The organism is Labrys sp. HAY1-8F, from assembly GCF_056754975.1.
The window spans coordinates 1-15636 of record NZ_JBPGWZ010000002.1 but is presented as its reverse complement, the minus strand read 5'-3'; the positions used below and the strand labels follow the sequence as shown (position 1 = coordinate 15636).

Annotated in this window: 14 protein-coding genes; 6 read left to right on the top strand and 8 right to left on the bottom strand. The window is 63.1% G+C overall.

The genetic code is table 11. The features are described 5' to 3' along the window. Positions 1-654, bottom strand: coding sequence for a FadR/GntR family transcriptional regulator (locus ACR9ZN_RS08880; RefSeq protein ID WP_454813695.1), 654 nt, complete (start codon positions 652-654; stop codon positions 1-3). Between the two features lie 386 nt (positions 655-1040). Between ACR9ZN_RS08880 and rimO the strand changes: the two genes are divergently transcribed. The 6 genes from rimO to ACR9ZN_RS08850 all read left to right on the top strand — a co-directional run bounded on the left by rimO (position 1041) and on the right by ACR9ZN_RS08850 (position 7338). Beyond that, positions 1041-2393 (top strand): 30S ribosomal protein S12 methylthiotransferase RimO, encoded by a 1353-nt coding sequence (gene rimO, locus ACR9ZN_RS08875; RefSeq protein ID WP_441772471.1) that lies wholly within the window; start codon positions 1041-1043, stop codon positions 2391-2393. Positions 2394-2809: 416 nt separating this feature from the next. Beyond that, on the top strand, positions 2810-4009 hold the full coding sequence (ampC, locus tag ACR9ZN_RS08870; protein ID WP_481271989.1) for a class C beta-lactamase: 1200 nt from the start codon (positions 2810-2812) through the stop codon (positions 4007-4009). 216 nt (positions 4010-4225) lie between these two features. Further along, positions 4226-5098 (top strand): transporter substrate-binding domain-containing protein, encoded by an 873-nt coding sequence (locus ACR9ZN_RS08865; RefSeq protein WP_434956095.1) that lies wholly within the window; start codon positions 4226-4228, stop codon positions 5096-5098. 107 nt (positions 5099-5205) lie between these two features. Then, positions 5206-5874: an amino acid ABC transporter permease gene (locus ACR9ZN_RS08860; protein ID WP_434956094.1), complete on the top strand. Its 669-nt coding sequence runs from the start codon at positions 5206-5208 to the stop codon at positions 5872-5874. Between the two features lie 4 nt (positions 5875-5878). Next, positions 5879-6514, top strand: a complete 636-nt coding sequence (locus ACR9ZN_RS08855; protein ID WP_434956093.1) for an amino acid ABC transporter permease — start codon at positions 5879-5881, stop codon at positions 6512-6514. Positions 6515-6528: 14 nt separating this feature from the next. Then, positions 6529-7338, top strand: coding sequence for an amino acid ABC transporter ATP-binding protein (locus ACR9ZN_RS08850; protein WP_454813692.1), 810 nt, complete (start codon positions 6529-6531; stop codon positions 7336-7338). Here the strand turns inward: ACR9ZN_RS08850 and ACR9ZN_RS08845 are convergent. The 7 genes from ACR9ZN_RS08845 to xdhC all read right to left on the bottom strand — a co-directional run. Continuing rightward, positions 7322-8194, bottom strand: a complete 873-nt coding sequence (locus ACR9ZN_RS08845) for an EamA family transporter (RefSeq protein ID WP_441772476.1) — start codon at positions 8192-8194, stop codon at positions 7322-7324. The two genes, ACR9ZN_RS08850 and ACR9ZN_RS08845, sit on opposite strands and share 17 nt — an antisense overlap. A 346-nt stretch (positions 8195-8540) precedes the next feature. Then, positions 8541-9809: an allantoate amidohydrolase gene (locus ACR9ZN_RS08840; protein ID WP_481271988.1), complete on the bottom strand. Its 1269-nt coding sequence runs from the start codon at positions 9807-9809 to the stop codon at positions 8541-8543. Between the two features lie 226 nt (positions 9810-10035). Then, a complete protein-coding gene (locus ACR9ZN_RS08835; protein ID WP_481271987.1) occupies positions 10036-11115 on the bottom strand; it encodes a BMP family ABC transporter substrate-binding protein in 1080 nt (359 codons plus the stop codon). A 73-nt stretch (positions 11116-11188) separates the two neighbouring features. Continuing rightward, the gene (locus ACR9ZN_RS08830) at positions 11189-12124 is read right to left on the bottom strand and encodes an ABC transporter permease (protein WP_434956088.1); all 936 of its coding nucleotides are present in this window, start codon (positions 12122-12124) and stop codon (positions 11189-11191) included. After that, positions 12124-13194 (bottom strand): ABC transporter permease, encoded by a 1071-nt coding sequence (locus ACR9ZN_RS08825; RefSeq protein WP_434956087.1) that lies wholly within the window; start codon positions 13192-13194, stop codon positions 12124-12126. Before ACR9ZN_RS08825 ends, ACR9ZN_RS08830 begins: the two co-directional genes overlap by 1 nt. Beyond that, positions 13184-14704, bottom strand: coding sequence for an ABC transporter ATP-binding protein (locus tag ACR9ZN_RS08820; protein ID WP_441772480.1), 1521 nt, complete (start codon positions 14702-14704; stop codon positions 13184-13186). The genes ACR9ZN_RS08825 and ACR9ZN_RS08820 overlap by 11 nt, the downstream gene beginning before the upstream one ends. 209 nt (positions 14705-14913) lie before the next feature. After that, positions 14914-15636 (bottom strand): xanthine dehydrogenase accessory protein XdhC (gene xdhC, locus ACR9ZN_RS08815; protein ID WP_481271986.1); only part of this gene is annotated, 723 nt, incomplete at its 5' end.

The window sequence follows — 15636 nt, the reverse complement described above, 5'->3', positions numbered from 1 at the left end:
TCATTTGGACATGTCCTTGATGTCTTCTTCGACAATTTCGAGAATGGCGAGCGTCTTCAAACGGGCCGTCTCCGGATCACGCCGGACGATGGCGTCGAAGAGCTCGCGATGAAAACGAAAAGAGCGACGGGCAAAATCCGGCCGATCGAACGGCTCGTCGAAGAAGCTCTCGAAAGCCTCCCGCATGCGCTCCAAGAGCTGGCCGAACAAAGGATTGTGGCTGGCATCATAGATGGCGAGATGGAAGGCGAGGTCTTCGGGGCCGGAGGTACCCTTCTCCAGATGCACCCCCTCCATGATGTCGAGCTTGGTCTCGATGACGGCGAGGTCCTCGGGCGTTGCCCGGAGGGCAGCGAGCGCACTCACCTCGGTTTCGAGCCCGCGCCGAACCTCCAATGTCTGCAGCAAGCGGTCGCGCAGCAAGGTGGCATCGATCACCAGGGGCATATGGATGGCGTCGGCCGAGAACGCCCGTTTGAGATAGGTGCCGCTGCCCTTACGGGACTCAACCACACCCAAGGCCTGCAGCTTGCGGATGACTTCCCGTACCGTGGAACGGCCGACCGCCAGGGTCTGCATCAGCTGCCGTTCGGTCGGTAGGCGCTCGCCCGGCCTGATGCCGGAGGTGGCGATGAAATGGCCGATCGCACGCATCACATCATCCGCCCGATCGGCGGATGGCAGCGGAGCAAGTCCCTGGACTGACGGCGAGCGCAAATCGGGTTTCCGGATGGCGATCTAAAATTGGTCTGACATCTGACTATTTTTCAAAGTTGGTTGGGTTGTCAAGGAGAAAGTCGGACCATTCGTTTTGAAGTGCCGATCCCCAGATCGTCCCGGGAGCCGGCCTTGCGATTCAAGTAGGCGAACCGAAGATCGGCCCTCCGATCGCTCCCTCTCGTACGGCCGTGCCTTCCTGTCGGCCGGGAGATCGAAGCGCCAAATGATCGGCCGTTGGTCAGCCATGCCCACTCCGCAATTGCATTCCGGCCCGTCTTGGCGCAAAGGAACGCGTTTCACGGACAGGATGGACAGCGGACATGGCGGTGATCGAAGCAGCGCAAGAGACGGCGGACGGCAAGACGGCCCCGACGGTCTCCTATGTCTCGCTGGGTTGCCCCAAGGCCCTGGTCGATTCCGAGCGCATCCTCACCCAGCTCCGGGCCGAGGGCTACGGCATCACCCGCAACCACAAGGGCGCCGACCTCGTCATCGTCAACACCTGCGGCTTCCTCGATTCAGCCAAGGCGGAATCTCTTGGCGCCATCGGCGATGCCATGGCCGAGAACGGCAAGGTGATCGTCACCGGCTGCATGGGCGCCGAACCCGATCCGATCCTGGAAAAATTCCCCAACGTTTTCGCCGTCACCGGCCCGCAGCAATATGAGACGGTGGTCGAAGCGGTGCACAGAGCGGCTCCCCCTGCCCATGATCCGTTCACGGATCTGGTGCCGCCGCAGGGCCTCAAGCTCACGCCGCGCCACTACGCCTATCTGAAGATTTCCGAGGGCTGCAACAATCGCTGCAGCTTCTGCATCATCCCCAAGCTGCGCGGCGATCTTGTCTCCCGCCCAGCCGCCGACGTGATGCGCGAGGCCGAGAAGCTGGTGAAGGCCGGCGTCAAGGAATTGCTGGTGATCAGTCAGGACACCTCCGCCTATGGCGTCGACATCCGCTATGCCGAAAGCACCTGGCAGGGCGAGCCGCTCAAGGCGAAGTTCCTCGATCTATCGAAGGCTCTCGGCGAACTCGGGGTCTGGGTGCGCATGCACTATGTCTACCCCTACCCGCATGTCGACGACGTCATCCCGCTGATGGCGGAACGCAAGATCCTGCCCTATCTCGACATCCCCTTCCAGCATGCCTCCCCCACAGTGCTGAAGGCGATGCGTCGCCCCGGCAACCAGGAGAAGGTACTGGAGCGCATCCATAGATGGCGCGAGATCTGCCCCGACATCACCCTGCGATCGACCTTCATCGTCGGCTTCCCCGGCGAGACGGACGAGGATTTCGAACTGCTGCTCGACTGGCTGCGCGAAGCCCAGCTCGATCGTGTCGGCTGCTTCGAATATGAGCCCGTGGCCGGCGCCACCGCCAATGACCTCGGCCTGATGCCGGTGCCGGACGAGGTGAAGAAGCAGCGCCATCGCCGCTTCATGGAAACCCAGCAGCAGATCTCGATCCGCAAGCTGAAGAACAAGGTCGGCAAGCGCCTGCCCGTCATCATCGACGAGACCGGACCGACCGTCGCCAAGGGACGCTCCATGGCCGACGCGCCGGAGATCGACGGCGCCGTCTACGTCGCCAGCCGCCGCCCGCTGCGCGTCGGCGACATCGTCACGGTGAAGATCGAGCGCTCGGACGCCTACGACCTGCACGGCATCGCAGTCTGACAACAGCAGGTGGCAAGCCCTGGCGCTGCCGAGATGGCATCATTGCTTTTGCAAAACCGGCCGTCGAAGAGCGAGCATGCACTTAGCCTGAAAGCCTGATTCAAGCCGGCTGAAATCGTCACCGTCTTGCACCGATCGGAGTCGATGGGGTCCCAGCATTTCCAGAGGCAGGGACTCCCGGTTTCTCATCTCAATCCCAAAAGGTAAACTTATATCCCGCAGCCAATTGGAGTGCCGCGGCAAGCATTGCCATGTCTCAAGGCTAAGATTTTCTCATACCAAATCCAAATATTCATCGTTTGGCGGCAGCCGGATTTGCTCCTATCCGGAGTCCCAGCAGGCAGCGGTCGACAGCATATAAAAATGCTGGCGGCTCAGGCCTCCTCAGGACACATCCCCGAAAAATGGAGTTGGGAATGAACTCGTTGACGTTGCGCAGGCGGATGATTGCCGCATCCGCGCTTGCAGTCTCCATGCTTGCCGCCCAGCCGGTCTCGGCCCAGACACCGCTCGAACGGAGCCATCTCGAACAAATCGTCGACGCCGCCATCAAGCCGTTGATGGAGCGGGATAAAATCCCCGGCATGGCCATCGCCGTCACAGCCGGCGGCAAGCAATTCGTCTTCAATTACGGCCTTGCCTCGAAGGAGAGCGGGCAGAAGGTCACCGACAATACGCTTTTCGAGATGGGCTCGATCAGCAAGACCTTCACGGCCACGCTTGGCGCTTATGGCGTGGCGCGTGGCGACCTGTCGCTGTCGGACAAGGCGGGCCAGAGATTGCCGGCACTCGTCGGCAGCAGCCTCGAAGGCGTCAGCCTGCTCGAGCTTGCCACCTACACGGCCGGTGGGCTGCCCCTGCAGTTTCCGGACGAGATCACCGACGATACCAAGATGATCGCCTACTACAAGGCATGGCGTCCGGCCTTCCCGCCCGGCACCCACAGGCTCTATTCCAATCCGAGCATCGGCCTGTTCGGCTATCTTGCCGCCCAGGCCATGGGCAAGCCTTTCGATGATCTCATGCAGGGAGAAATCCTGCACCTGCTCGGCCTCTCCAATACCTATGTCCGGGTGCCGCCGGAACGGATGGCGGACTATGCGCTCGGCTATACCAAGGATGGCCGGTCCGTCCGGGTGTCGCCTGGCCCCATGGATGCAGAGGCCTATGGCATCAAGACGACCGCGACAGACCTCATCCGCTTCGTCGACGCCAATATGAATAGGTCCCGGCTGGACGAAACGCTCCAGAGTGCCATCGCCGCGACGCAGGCAGGCTACTACAAGATAGGCGTGATGCAGCAAGGCCTCGGATGGGAAATGTATAGCTATCCGACGACGCTCGAGCGCCTGCTTGCCGGAAATTCAGCCAAGATGGCCTTCGAACCGCACGAGGCGCACAAACTCGTACCGCCACAGCCAGCGCGGCGCGACATGCTGTTCAACAAGACGGGCTCCACCAACGGCTTCGGTGGCTATGTCGCCTATGTGCCGGCCAAGGGCATCGGCATCGCGATCCTAGCCAACAAGAACTATCCCATACCGGATCGGGTCAAGGCCGCTTGGCAGATCCTGAGTGCGCTCGACGGCCAGAAAAAGCCGGCGCCCAAGCCCTGAAACGTCCCCCGTCATTCCAGCGACAGGTCAGCAATCCGCCCTGCACCGCCTCGGTGCAGGGCTTTTTGTATTGCTCCCCTTCCGCCGAAACCGAGACGTCTCACTGCCACAGGCCGACATCCATCTTGACACCCCCAGATACCGTTAATACCATAACTATGCCTAATATAACATAATAATGTAATACAGCATCCAGACAACGGGGAGTACAGCACTATGGAAGACTTCGCCGAAACCAGACGGAATCTGGTCAAGGGCGGCCTGCTCGGTGGCCTGGCCCTGGCAAGCGTCGTTGGCTCCGCCCGGCAGGCAGCCGCCCAGGCCTCGTCCGACAGCCTGCTCCGCACCATACTTGATCGGGGCCACCTCATCGTCGGCACCGGCTCCACCAATGCGCCCTGGCATTTCGAGGACGAAAAGGGCGAGTTGGCAGGCATGGACATCGCCATGGCCAAGATTTTGGCCAAAGGCCTGTTCGATGATGCCAGCAAGATCGAATTCGTCCGCCAGGATGCCGCCCAGCGCGTCCCCAATATCACCACCGGCAAGGTCGATGTCGTCATCCAGTTCATGACGATCTCGCCGGCCCGGGCCCAGCTCGTCGCCTATTCCCGCCCCTATTATGTCGAGGGTGTTGCCTTCCTCACCCGGCCTGACAGCGACAAGAAGACCTTCGACGACCTGCTCAAGGCGGGTTCCGCGGCGCGCATCTCCATCCTGCAGAATGTCGATGCCGAAGAAACGGTCAAGAAGGTGCTGCCCGAGGCTACCGTGATGCAGCTCGACAGCCAGCCCAACGTTGTTCTCGCCCTGGATTCCAAGCGGGTCGACGCCGCCGCAGTCGACCTTTCCAACGTCTGGTGGCTCGCCAAGCGCAATCCGGACAAATATTTCGACGCGGGCAAGTCCTGGAACGCCCAATTGTATGGCGCCGCAGTGCGCCAGGGTGACCCTGACTGGATCCGTTTCGTCGACACCACCTTTGGCGTGGCGATCCATGGCCACCAGAATGAGATCTATGACGCGGCGCTGAAGGACTATTTCGGCCTGACCCCGCCGGCCCGCAAACCCGGCCTGCCGACCTTTTAGGCTCCAGCTCCTCCCGCAAATTCCCGACAGCATCGCCGGCGCACCTCGGTGCCAATCCCGGCCGGCGATGCCAGGGCTCTGTCGCGCGTGATGGCTGGATCTTCGGCATGATGAATTATCATTTCAACTTCGCCATCGTCTGGCGCTATTCGGCCAAGCTCTTCGAAGGGCTGCTGCTGAGCATCGAACTGGCGGCCGCGACCATCGCAATCGGCATGCTCATCGGGCTGGTCCTCGCCTTGGTCCAGCTCGACGGGCCGCGCTGGGCTCGCCCCCTGATCCGGGGCTATGTCGAGTTCGTCCGCAACGTGCCGCTGCTGCTGCTGGTCTATCTGGTCTTTTACGGCATCCCCAGCGCCATCGACCTGCAATATGGGGCGACGACCTCCTTCGTGGCCACGCTCGCCGTCTATTCGGGCGCCTATCTCGTCGAGGTGCTGCGAGCGGGCCTGGAGGCCGTGCCGAAAGGGCTGATCGAGGCGGGTAAGAGCATCGGCCTGACACCTTTCGGCGTGCTCTGGCACGTTCGCCTGCCGACGGCGCTGCGCATCGCCCTGCCTTCGCTTTCGAACACCTATGTCTCCTTGTTCAAGGACACCTCGATCGCCTCCGCCATCGCCGTGCCCGAGCTCGCCTATGGCATGCGCTGGATCGAGACACAGACGTTCCGCACCGTCGAGGTCTATCTGCTCGCGACCCCCATCTATCTGGTGACCAGCTACGCCATCCTCCTGTTGCTGAGGCTGGCCGAGCGGCGCTATGCCATCAACCGGTGACACCATGTCCACGATGTTCGAGGCACTCCCCTTCCTGCTCGGCGGCCTGTGGACCACGCTCTTCGTGTCCGCGGCTGTGGTCGTGATTTCGCTGCTGATCGGCATTCCGCTCGGCTGCGCACTGGTCTTCGGGCCGGCCTGGGCACGACTGCCGATCCGGCTCTATGCGGATTTCGTTCGCGGCGTCCCGATCCTGGTCCTGCTCTATTTCATCTATTATGGCCTGCCGGCGTTGCGCATCAATCTGCCCAGCCTGCTGGCAGCGATCGTAGCGCTCACCGCCTTCAAGTCGGCCCAGATCGTCGAAATCACACGGGGCGCCTTTCAGGCCATTCCGAGAGGGCAGACGGAGGCAGCCCAGTCGATCGGCCTCGGTCTCTTCGATCGCTTCTTCTATGTCCTTGCTCCCCAGGCTGTCCGACGCTTCCTGCCGCCTTTCATCAACAGCATGGTCGATACGGTGAAGGGCTCCTCGCTCGTATCGCTGCTCGGCATCGTCGATCTCCTGCTCTCGCTGCAGCAGGTGATCGGCCGTACCCATGTCGCCCTGCCGCTCTATGTGCTGGGCGCGCTGATGTATTTCGCCATCAACTTCCCGCTCTCTGCCCTGAGCCGCCGGCTCGAAAAGCGCTTCGTCTGATCGGAAGAACCGCCATGTCAAATGCCGCAACGCAGCCGGTGATCGAGATTGCCAATCTCACCAAATCTTTCGGGGCCCTGCAGGTGCTGAAAGGCGTCGACCTCGCCGTCGAGAAGGGCCAGGTCATCGCCATCATCGGTCCCTCCGGCAGCGGCAAGACCACCCTGCTGCGCTGCATCAACTTCCTGGAGGAATATGACGGGGGCTCCGTCCGCATCGACGGGGTCGAAGTCGGCTTCAGCGAAGCGAATGGCAAGCGGCGGCGGCGTAGCGAGCGGGAACTCGCCCATATACGCGTCGATGCCGCCATGGTATTCCAGCAGTTCAACCTGTTTCCGCATCTGACGGCGGCCCAGAACATCATGCTGGGCCTGATCAAGTCGCGCGGCAAGAGCAAGGCCGAGGCCCGGAGCATCGCCGAGAAATGGCTCGGCCGCGTTGGCCTGTCCGCAAAGATCGATGCGATGCCGGGACAGCTTTCCGGCGGGCAGCAGCAACGCGTCGGCATTGCCCGCGCCGTGGCGATGGAACCCAAGGTGTTGCTGCTCGACGAGATCACCTCCGCCCTCGATCCCGAACTCGTCGGCGAGGTCCTCGGCGTCGTCCGCGAGCTGGCAGCCGAGGGGCGCACCATGATCCTCGTGACCCATGAGATGGCATTCGCCCGGGAGGTCGCCGACAGAGTTGTTTTCACCGATCAGGGCAAGATCGTGATCGATGCCCCACCCGCGCTCGTCTTCAGCGAACAGCCGAACGAGCGGCTTCGCGCCTTCCTCGCGCGTTTCGCGGGCCTCCAGCAACCTGCCCCTACTCCCGCGCGCTGATGACAGCGCCCGCGCTGGCGATCATCACCAGCACGATGCCGCCGATCTGCTGCAGGCTGAGCGGCTCATGCAGGACGAAATAGCCGGCAAGCGCTCCGATACCGGGCTCGGCGCTCATCAAGATCCCGAAGGTCGCCGAAGACAGGCGCCTCAAGGCCATCATTTCGAGGGCATAGGGCAAGAGCGGCGTCAGGACGGCCAGGCCGACCGTCTGCAGGGCGAGGCCGCCGGGAAGAGCAAAACCGGTTTCGTACAGGCCGAAGGGGGTCGATATCAGGGCTGCCGCGGCGAAGGAGATCGCCAACCCCTCCAGCCCCTTGAAGGATTTGCCGATCCGCTTGCTCAAAAGAATATAGGCGGCCCACCCGGTGCCGGCGGCAAGCGCGAACAGGAAGCCGAGCATGTCGACGCTCCAGCCCGCCTGGTTTCGCACCAGCAGGAGCACGCCGCCAAAGGCCAGCACCAGCCAGATCAGCCGCCAACTGCGGGCAAAGCCGAGGGCCGCGACGCCTAGCGGCCCCAGGAACTCGATCGCAACCACCAGGCCCAGCGGCACACGGGTGATTGCTACGAAGAAGAAGAGCGTCATCATCGCGATAACCGCGCCCAGCGCCAACGCAGCCAGAATATCCCGGCGGTGATAGCGACGCAGATCCGGCCGCACGATGATGCCGAGGATGATCGCTGCCCAGGCCAGCCGCCCCCAGGTGGTGGCGAAAGGACCATAGGCGGCCATGGTGGGATGAGCCAGGGCCGCGCCGAGCTGCACCGAAACCATCGAGCATGTGAGCATGACCAGGGCGAGGCCCGTCTGCGATGTCGATGCTGCGGCCGCGTTGCTTGAATTGTCCTGCAAAGTCCCCTCCTCAGGGGAGCGCTTCTACACCATCGAAACGGCAAAGCGGAGAGTGGCAAAATGACAATTGCGGCTTCCGCCCGGGGGCATGCCGATCTGTGCCTGCAATCGCTGCGCTCTTCCCGTCCGTGCGATCAAACTCTGGAAAGATCTCATCATTCTATTCGGGCAGGAGATCAGTATATATAGATAATCTGAGGCATAGGCGACAAACCTCCTCATCTTGGAAGGAATGTCGGCGCATTCAGACGATCCAGAGAGTTCCCCGACGGTGGTCGGCCAACCCGACCGTGCGACGGTTCGCAGCATGATCGGCCGTGATTTGAGAAAGAAGGACGCCTCCTTCTCAGCCCGCGGCTGCTTTCGCTGGATCGAACTTCTCGATGAAATCGATCAGAGCCGTCACCGCCAGCCCCATGTCGCGAATCGAGGTGAATTCCGCAGGGTTATGGCTGACGCCGCCGCGGCAACGCACGAACAGCATGCCGATCGGACAGAGGGCGGCCAGCGACTGGGCGTCATGCCCGGCCCCCGACGGCAGGTGGATCGCCTTGCTGCCCTGGGCGATGATCGCTGCGGCAAATCCGGCCTGCAGGAAAGGATCGCAGGGCTCCGCCTTGGCTTCATGGGTCTGCTCGATCCAGACCGAGACGCCGCGCCGTTCGGCGATGGCGAGGAACTCCTTGCGCAAGACGTTCATCGCCTCAACGCGCCTGGCGTCACTCTGCGAGCGCAGATCGACTGTAAAGACGATGCGGGCGGGAATGACGTTGGAGGCGCCGGGCGACAGGCTCAACTTGCCGATGGTGCCGACCATGAAATCATCGGCATGGCTTCTGGCGAGGTTTTCGAGCGCAAGCGCCATTTCGGCGCAGGCCGAGAAGGCGTCCCGCCTCAGTGTCATCGGTACCGTGCCGGCATGGCCGGCTTCGCCCACTACCGTCACTGAATAGCGTATCTGGCTGGCGATAGCCGTCACGACACCGAGCCCCTCGCCGGCCTCTTCCAACACCGGGCCCTGCTCGATATGAACCTCGACATAAGCCGCCGCCTCGCCGGGCTCATAGGCGGCCGAGGGAATGGCGTCCGGATCTTTGCCATAGAGTCGCAAGGCATCCACCAGCTTGACGCCATCGTTGGATTCGATCTGCAAAACCGCCGGATCGAAGTGCCCTGCGACGGCCTCGGAGCCGAGCAACGTCGTCGCAAAACGGGAGCCCTCTTCGTCACCGAAGGCGAGGACATCGATACCGAAGGGCATGGCGCCATGTTTGCGGAGGATCTCGCGTGTCGCCAGGATACCAGCGATGACGCCGAACGTGCCGTCATAGGCGCCGGCATCAATCACGGTGTCGATATGCGAGCCGATCAGCAGCCGCTGCACGGCATTGCGCGTTCCCGAAGACGGTGCCAACCGGCCTCGCACCGTGCCGAGCGCGTCCTCGCTGACCTCCAATCCGGCTTCCGTCATCCAGCGGCCCACCAGATCCGCCGCCTGCCGATGCTCGGGTGTGAGATAGAGACGCGTCAGGCGTCCTTCCTCGGCACTGATCGTGGCAAGCGCGCGGATCATGCTCTCGGCCTCGCGGCCCAACGCCATTGCTCGTTCGATCATCTCGTCGCCTCCCCTGTCGGCAGGAAGAACACGGGATAGGGGATGGCATCGAGCCTGGCATGGTCAAATGGCATGGGGTGGTACGGTCTCGTCAGGAGGGCATTCCGAAAGGTTAGCCCGTCCCTAACAGAAAACGCCGCTCCGGTCCCCTTTTGTTGGGGGGACCGGAGAGGTCGTGGGCCGCTATGCGCGAGCAAGTGTAGAGCCTGCATGCGCGGCGGGCCAATCAGTTCGGGAACTTGTCGTCGATGCCCTTGACGTACCAGTTCATGCCGAGGATCTGCGAGGCATCGAGCTTGTCGCCGCCCTTGCATTCCACCGTCTCGCCCGTCTGGTTCGCGACGGGGCAGGTGAAGGGGTGGATCTTGCCGGATTTGAGGCCCGCCTCGGTCTCCTCCGCCAGCTTCTTCACATCGTCGGGCATGTTGGTGTAGGGCGCCATCTTGACCATGCCCTTGTCGAGCCCTTCCCAGGTATCCTCAGACTTCCAGGTCCCATCCAGTACGGCCTTGGCGCGCTCGATGTAATAGTCGTCCCAGTGGTTGATGATCGCGGTGAGCTGGGTCTTCGGACCGAAGGCGATCATGTCGGAGTCTTGGCCGAAGGAGTTGATACCCTTGTCGGCCGCGGCCTGGGTGGCGGCGGGACTGTCGGTATGGGTCGCCAGGATGTCGGCGCCCTGGGCGATCAGCGCCTTGGAAGCGTCGGCTTCCTTGCCGGGATCATACCAGCTCGAGGTCCAGACGATCTTGATCTTCATGTCCGGGCGTACGGACTGGGCGCCACGCATGAAGGAATTGATGCCCGAGATCACTTCGGGAATCGGGAACGGTGCGACATAGCCGACAATGCCGCTCTTCGACATCTTGGCGGCGATCACGCCCTCCACATAGCGCCCTTCATAGAAGCGCCCGGCATAGGTCGAGACATTCTCGGCCCGCTTGAAGCCGGTGGCGTGCTCGAACTTCACGTCCGGAAAGTTCTTGGCGGCCTTGATGGTGGGATCCATGAAGCCGAAGGAGGTGGTGAAGATCAGCTTGTGACCGGAATCGGCAAGGTTCTCGATGGCGCGCTGGGCATCGGGGCCTTCCTGTACGCTCTCGACATAGGTGGTTTCGACCTTGTCGCCGAGCGCCTTGACCAGCGCCTTGCGTCCGACATCATGCTGGTAGGACCAGCCGAAATCGCCGACCGGACCGACATAGATGAAGCCCACCTTGAGCTTCTCCTCGGCGCTAGCCGAGGTCACCCCGGCACCGGCCATGAGGCCGCAAACGGCCAGGGCTGCCAATATCGTTTTTTTCATAGAGTTTCCCCTCATGGCGGGCCGTACGGATCGAAACGCCGGGCCACGGCCCATGCCCGGCGCCCAACGAAAATTATCGATCAGGCACAAAAGCAGTGCCCAGCGAAGCTGGCGCCACACCGCGCCGCCCCTTGCCGGCAGAGATCATCACCAGGACGATCACCGTGGCAAGATAGGGCAGGCCCGTCCAAAATTGCGGCGGCCAGACCAGCCAATGCGGCAGCGAACCACCCAGCGCCTGCATGTGCAGATTGCCGATCCAGATCGCACCGAAGAAATAGGCGCCCAGCAACAGCCGCCCGGGCCGCCAGGACGCGAACACCACCAGGGCCAGCGCGATCCAGCCGCGGCCGGCCGTCATGCCCGTGCCCCAGAAAGGCGTGTCGGCCAAGGAAAGATAGGCCCCGCCGAGGCCCGCGCAGGCCCCGCCGAACAGCACGGCCCCGAAGCGGATCAGCCTGACGGGATAGCCCAGCGCATGTGCCGAAACATGGTTTTCGCCGACGGCCCGCAGGATCAGGCCGCTGCGGCTGCGATAAAGGAACCACCAGACAGCGGCAACCAGCGCGATCGACAGATAGACCAGGGCATCCTGGCCGAAGAGGAGAGGCCCGATCACCGGGATATCGGTCAGGCCGGGAATGTCGAGCGACGGGATCTTGGCCCGGTTGAGCCCGACGAAGCTGGTGCCGAGGAGATCGGACAGGCCGAGGCCGAGAATGGTCAGAGCAAGGCCGGAGGCGACCTGGTTGGCGGCGAGCCCCAGGGTCATAAAGGCAAAGAGCGCCGCGAAGACCATGCCCGCCAGGACCGCCGCAAGAAAGCCGAGCAGCGCGCTGCCGGTCATGTAGGCGATGGCAAAGCCTGAGACCGTGCCCATGATCATCATGCCCTCGACCCCTAGATTGAGCACGCCGGAGCGCTCCACCACGAGTTCGCCGATGCCGGCCAGCACGAAGGGCGTCGAGGAGGTGATGATGGTGAGGATGATCGCTTCTGTGAGATTCATCAGGCCACCTTGACTGCGCCGCGCACGATGCGAATGCGGTAGAGGATGAGCGTGTCGCAGGCGAGCACGTAGAACAGCAGGAGGCCCTGGATGACGCTGGTGATGCCGATGGGCACCTTGAGCGAGATCTGGGCCGCTTCGCCACCGAGATAGGACAGCGCCAGCAACAGGCCTGATAACAGGATGCCCACCGGATTGAGCCGGCCGAGAAAGGCGACGATGATGGCGGTAAAGCCATAGCCGCTGGCAAAGGGAAGCTGCAGCAACCCCATCGTCCCGTCGGCCACGCTGATGCCGGCCAGGCCGGCAAGGCCACCCGATACGGCAAAGACGAACAAGGTCATGCGCCGGGGCGAAAAGCCCGCGAACAGGGCCGCGCGTGGTGCCTGCCCGAGGAGGCGGATCTCGAACCCTTTGAGGCCGCGCCACAGCAGCACGGCGGCGGCGGCCACCACCACCAGCGCGAAGATGGAATCGAGATGGATCGGGCTGCGCCGGAACAGGGCCGGCAGCGTATTGTCGAAATTGGCGGTCAGCGGGAAATTCAACCCGGCCGGATCGCGCCAGGGACCGCGCACGCAATAATCGAGGATCTTGTCCGCGATATAGACCAGCATCAGGCTGGTCAGGATTTCGTTGGTGTTGAAGCGCGTCTTCAGGATCGCCGGAATGAGGCCCCAGAGCGCACCGCCGACGATGCCGCCGATAAGGATGAGCGGCACGGCATAAAAGGGCGTCTGGCCCTGGAACAACAGGGCGACGCCCCCGCCCACCGTTGCGCCGATGATGTACTGGCCTTCCGCGCCGATATTCCAATTATTGGAGATGTAGCAGAGCGACAGGCCAACAGCGATGATCACCAAGGGGGTAGCGCGTACCACCAGTTCCTGGGCGGTACGCAGGCCGGTCAGCGGCTTGATGAAATAGACATAAAGCGCTTCGCCGGGCGCCTTGCCGTAGAGCGCAAAGATGATGGCGGCCGAGACCACCGTGAGCAGGATGGCGATGAGCGGCGAAACCAGGGCCATCGCCACAGAGCGTTCGGCCCGCTTTTCGAGTTCAAGCCGCATGATCGGCGCCCCCCATCAGCAGCCCAATCCGCTCGAGGGTCATGGTCGATACGGGCTCCGGCGCCGACAGCCGGCCATGATGGATGACCGCGATATGGTCGGCGACCTCGAAGATTTCGTCGAGATCCTGGCTGATCACCACCACCGCCGCACCGCGCCGCGACAGATCGATCAGGGCCTGCCGGATCAGGGCGGCGGCACCGGCATCCACGCCCCAGGTCGGCTGGTTCACCACCAGCACGCCGGGCTCGCGCAGCATCTCGCGGCCGACCACGAATTTCTGCAGGTTGCCGCCGGAAAGCGAGCCGGCCTCGGGATCCGGCTTGCCCTTGCGCACATCGAACGTGCCGGAAATCCTGACTGCCTCGGCCGAAGCCTTGCGCATGTCGACCATACCGTATGACACCAGCCCGCTGGCGGCATGGCCGGTCAGCAGCGCATTCTGCGACAGGGTCATGCGCGGCGCCGCCGCATGGCCGAGCCGCTCCTCCGGCACGAAGGCGGCACGCAATCGCCGACGCTCGGTGACGCCAAGCCCCCCCACCGGCTTGCCGTCGACGGCCACGGCCTCGGGCTCCACCGTCCGCTCGCCGGAGATGGCCGCGAAGAGTTCGCTCTGGCCATTGCCTGCCACTCCGGCAATGGCGAGAATCTCGCCGCCCCGGGCATTCAGCGTGAGATCCTTCAGCGCGGTGCCATGCAGGTCTTCGGCCGGTAGATTCAGCCCCTTCAGCGCGAGACGTACGGGCCCGTCCCGATTGGCCAGGCGACCATGCTCGACCATGGCGACGTCAGCGCCCACCATCATGCGAGCAAGACTGGCGGCAGTTTCCCGGCGCGGATCGCAGGTCGCCACCAGCTTGCCATGACGCAGCACGGTCGCCGTTTGGCATAGGCGCTTCACCTCTTCCAGCCGGTGGGAGATATAGAGCACCGCCCTGCCTTCGCCGGTGATGCGTTCAAGGGTGAGGAAGAGCTGGTCGGCCTCCTGCGGTGTCAGCACCGAGGTCGGCTCATCGAGAATGAGGAGCTTGGGATTCTGCATCAGGCAGCGCACGATCTCGATGCGCTGTCTCTCCCCCACCGAGAGCGTATGCACCGGCCGGCGCGGCTCGAGCGGCAGCCCATAGGCGGCTGATACTGCCGCGATGCCCTCCTCGACATCCCGCAGTTTCGTACCCGGCGGCTGCGCCAGGGCGACATTCTCGGCCACGCTGAGATTGTCGAACAACGAGAAATGCTGGAACACCATGCCGATGCCCATCGCACGGGCAGCAGCCGGGCGCGGCAGCTGGATCGGCTCGCCTTGCCAGTAGAGCTGTCCCTCGTTCGGCTGCAGCAGGCCATAGAGAATCTTGACGAAGGTCGACTTGCCGGCGCCGTTCTCGCCCAACAAGGCGTGAATTTCATGCGGCATGATCTTGAGATCGATACCGTCATTCGCTCTCAGCGCGCCGAAGATCTTGACGATACCCCTCGCTTCGATCAGGGGCGTGTGAGCGTCTGCCATTGCTGCCACATTCATGGACGTGCCCAATCCATAGGCGCAAATAGAGCAGATGCGAAGAGTTCAGGCATGGTGACGCAGCTTTTCCCCAACTCAGCGACGTACCAGGACCGAAGCGTTTTGCGATTGAGTGGAATCACCAAGAATCGCAAAGACGCATCGAAGCAGAGACGCTAGGGCAAACACGCGTTCAAGCGTGAACGCGCTTTGCTCTAGGCCTGCCGCCGGCCGTCTTTCAGGACCGGCATCTGGCTGCCGGCCTGACGGGGTAACTGCAAGATCTGGGCCACGACGGAAGCCGCTATGACTGCCGGCTCCTTGCCCTCGATGCCGGGCACCCCGATCGGGCAGATCATGCCCTCGATCAGGCGCTCTGTCAGGCCCGCTTGCCGCAATTGCGAGAGGAAGCGGGCTCGCTTAGTCTGGGAGCCGATCACACCGACATAGGCAAAGCGGTCCGCTGCCAAGGCCGTCGAAACGATGGCAAGATCGAGCGCATGGCTATGCGTCATGACGACGATGCGTGCATGATCGGGCGCGCCGGCCAGGATCCGCCCGGGCTCCGCATCGCGGCGGAGCACGACATTCTGAGGCACGTGGCTCGGGAAGGCATCGGGCCGAGCATCGCACCAGACCACATCGATCGGCAGAGGCGCCAACGCCAGGATCAACGCCCTACCGACATGGCCGGCTCCGAACAGATAGAGAGAAGGGTTGGCGGGCTCCAGTCTTTCGAGCAGGCGCCCATCCGGCAGAAAACGGCTGGCCGCTTCCGCGGGCAGCCCTTGCGCCTCGGCATCCGTAGCCGGGCGACGCATGAAACCGCCCCGGTCCTGCGGCATACCGATGAGGACATGTCCCCTATTGACCGATGGCGCCGCAAGTTCGCTCAGCCAGACGAGATCGTCTCGTTCCAGGCGTTCCAGCATCAGGCC

What these genes read in the sequence shown, in the direction of transcription:
- ACR9ZN_RS08850 (WP_454813692.1), top strand. Translation starts at nt 6,529, where the DNA reads ATGTCAAATGCCGCAACGCAGCCGGTGATCGAGATTGCCAATCTCACC.
- ACR9ZN_RS08830 (WP_434956088.1), bottom strand. Translation starts at nt 12,124, where the DNA reads ATGAATCTCACAGAAGCGATCATCCTCACCATCATCACCTCCTCGACG.
- ACR9ZN_RS08860 (WP_434956094.1), top strand. Translation starts at nt 5,206, where the DNA reads ATGATGAATTATCATTTCAACTTCGCCATCGTCTGGCGCTATTCGGCC.
- ACR9ZN_RS08840 (WP_481271988.1), bottom strand. Translation starts at nt 9,809, where the DNA reads ATGATCGAACGAGCAATGGCGTTGGGCCGCGAGGCCGAGAGCATGATC.
- ACR9ZN_RS08880 (WP_454813695.1), bottom strand. Translation starts at nt 654, where the DNA reads ATGCGTGCGATCGGCCATTTCATCGCCACCTCCGGCATCAGGCCGGGC.
- ACR9ZN_RS08835 (WP_481271987.1), bottom strand. Translation starts at nt 11,115, where the DNA reads ATGAAAAAAACGATATTGGCAGCCCTGGCCGTTTGCGGCCTCATGGCC.
- ampC (WP_481271989.1), top strand. Translation starts at nt 2,810, where the DNA reads ATGAACTCGTTGACGTTGCGCAGGCGGATGATTGCCGCATCCGCGCTT.
- ACR9ZN_RS08855 (WP_434956093.1), top strand. Translation starts at nt 5,879, where the DNA reads ATGTCCACGATGTTCGAGGCACTCCCCTTCCTGCTCGGCGGCCTGTGG.
- ACR9ZN_RS08825 (WP_434956087.1), bottom strand. Translation starts at nt 13,194, where the DNA reads ATGCGGCTTGAACTCGAAAAGCGGGCCGAACGCTCTGTGGCGATGGCC.
- ACR9ZN_RS08865 (WP_434956095.1), top strand. Translation starts at nt 4,226, where the DNA reads ATGGAAGACTTCGCCGAAACCAGACGGAATCTGGTCAAGGGCGGCCTG.
- rimO (WP_441772471.1), top strand. Translation starts at nt 1,041, where the DNA reads ATGGCGGTGATCGAAGCAGCGCAAGAGACGGCGGACGGCAAGACGGCC.
- ACR9ZN_RS08820 (WP_441772480.1), bottom strand. Translation starts at nt 14,704, where the DNA reads ATGGCAGACGCTCACACGCCCCTGATCGAAGCGAGGGGTATCGTCAAG.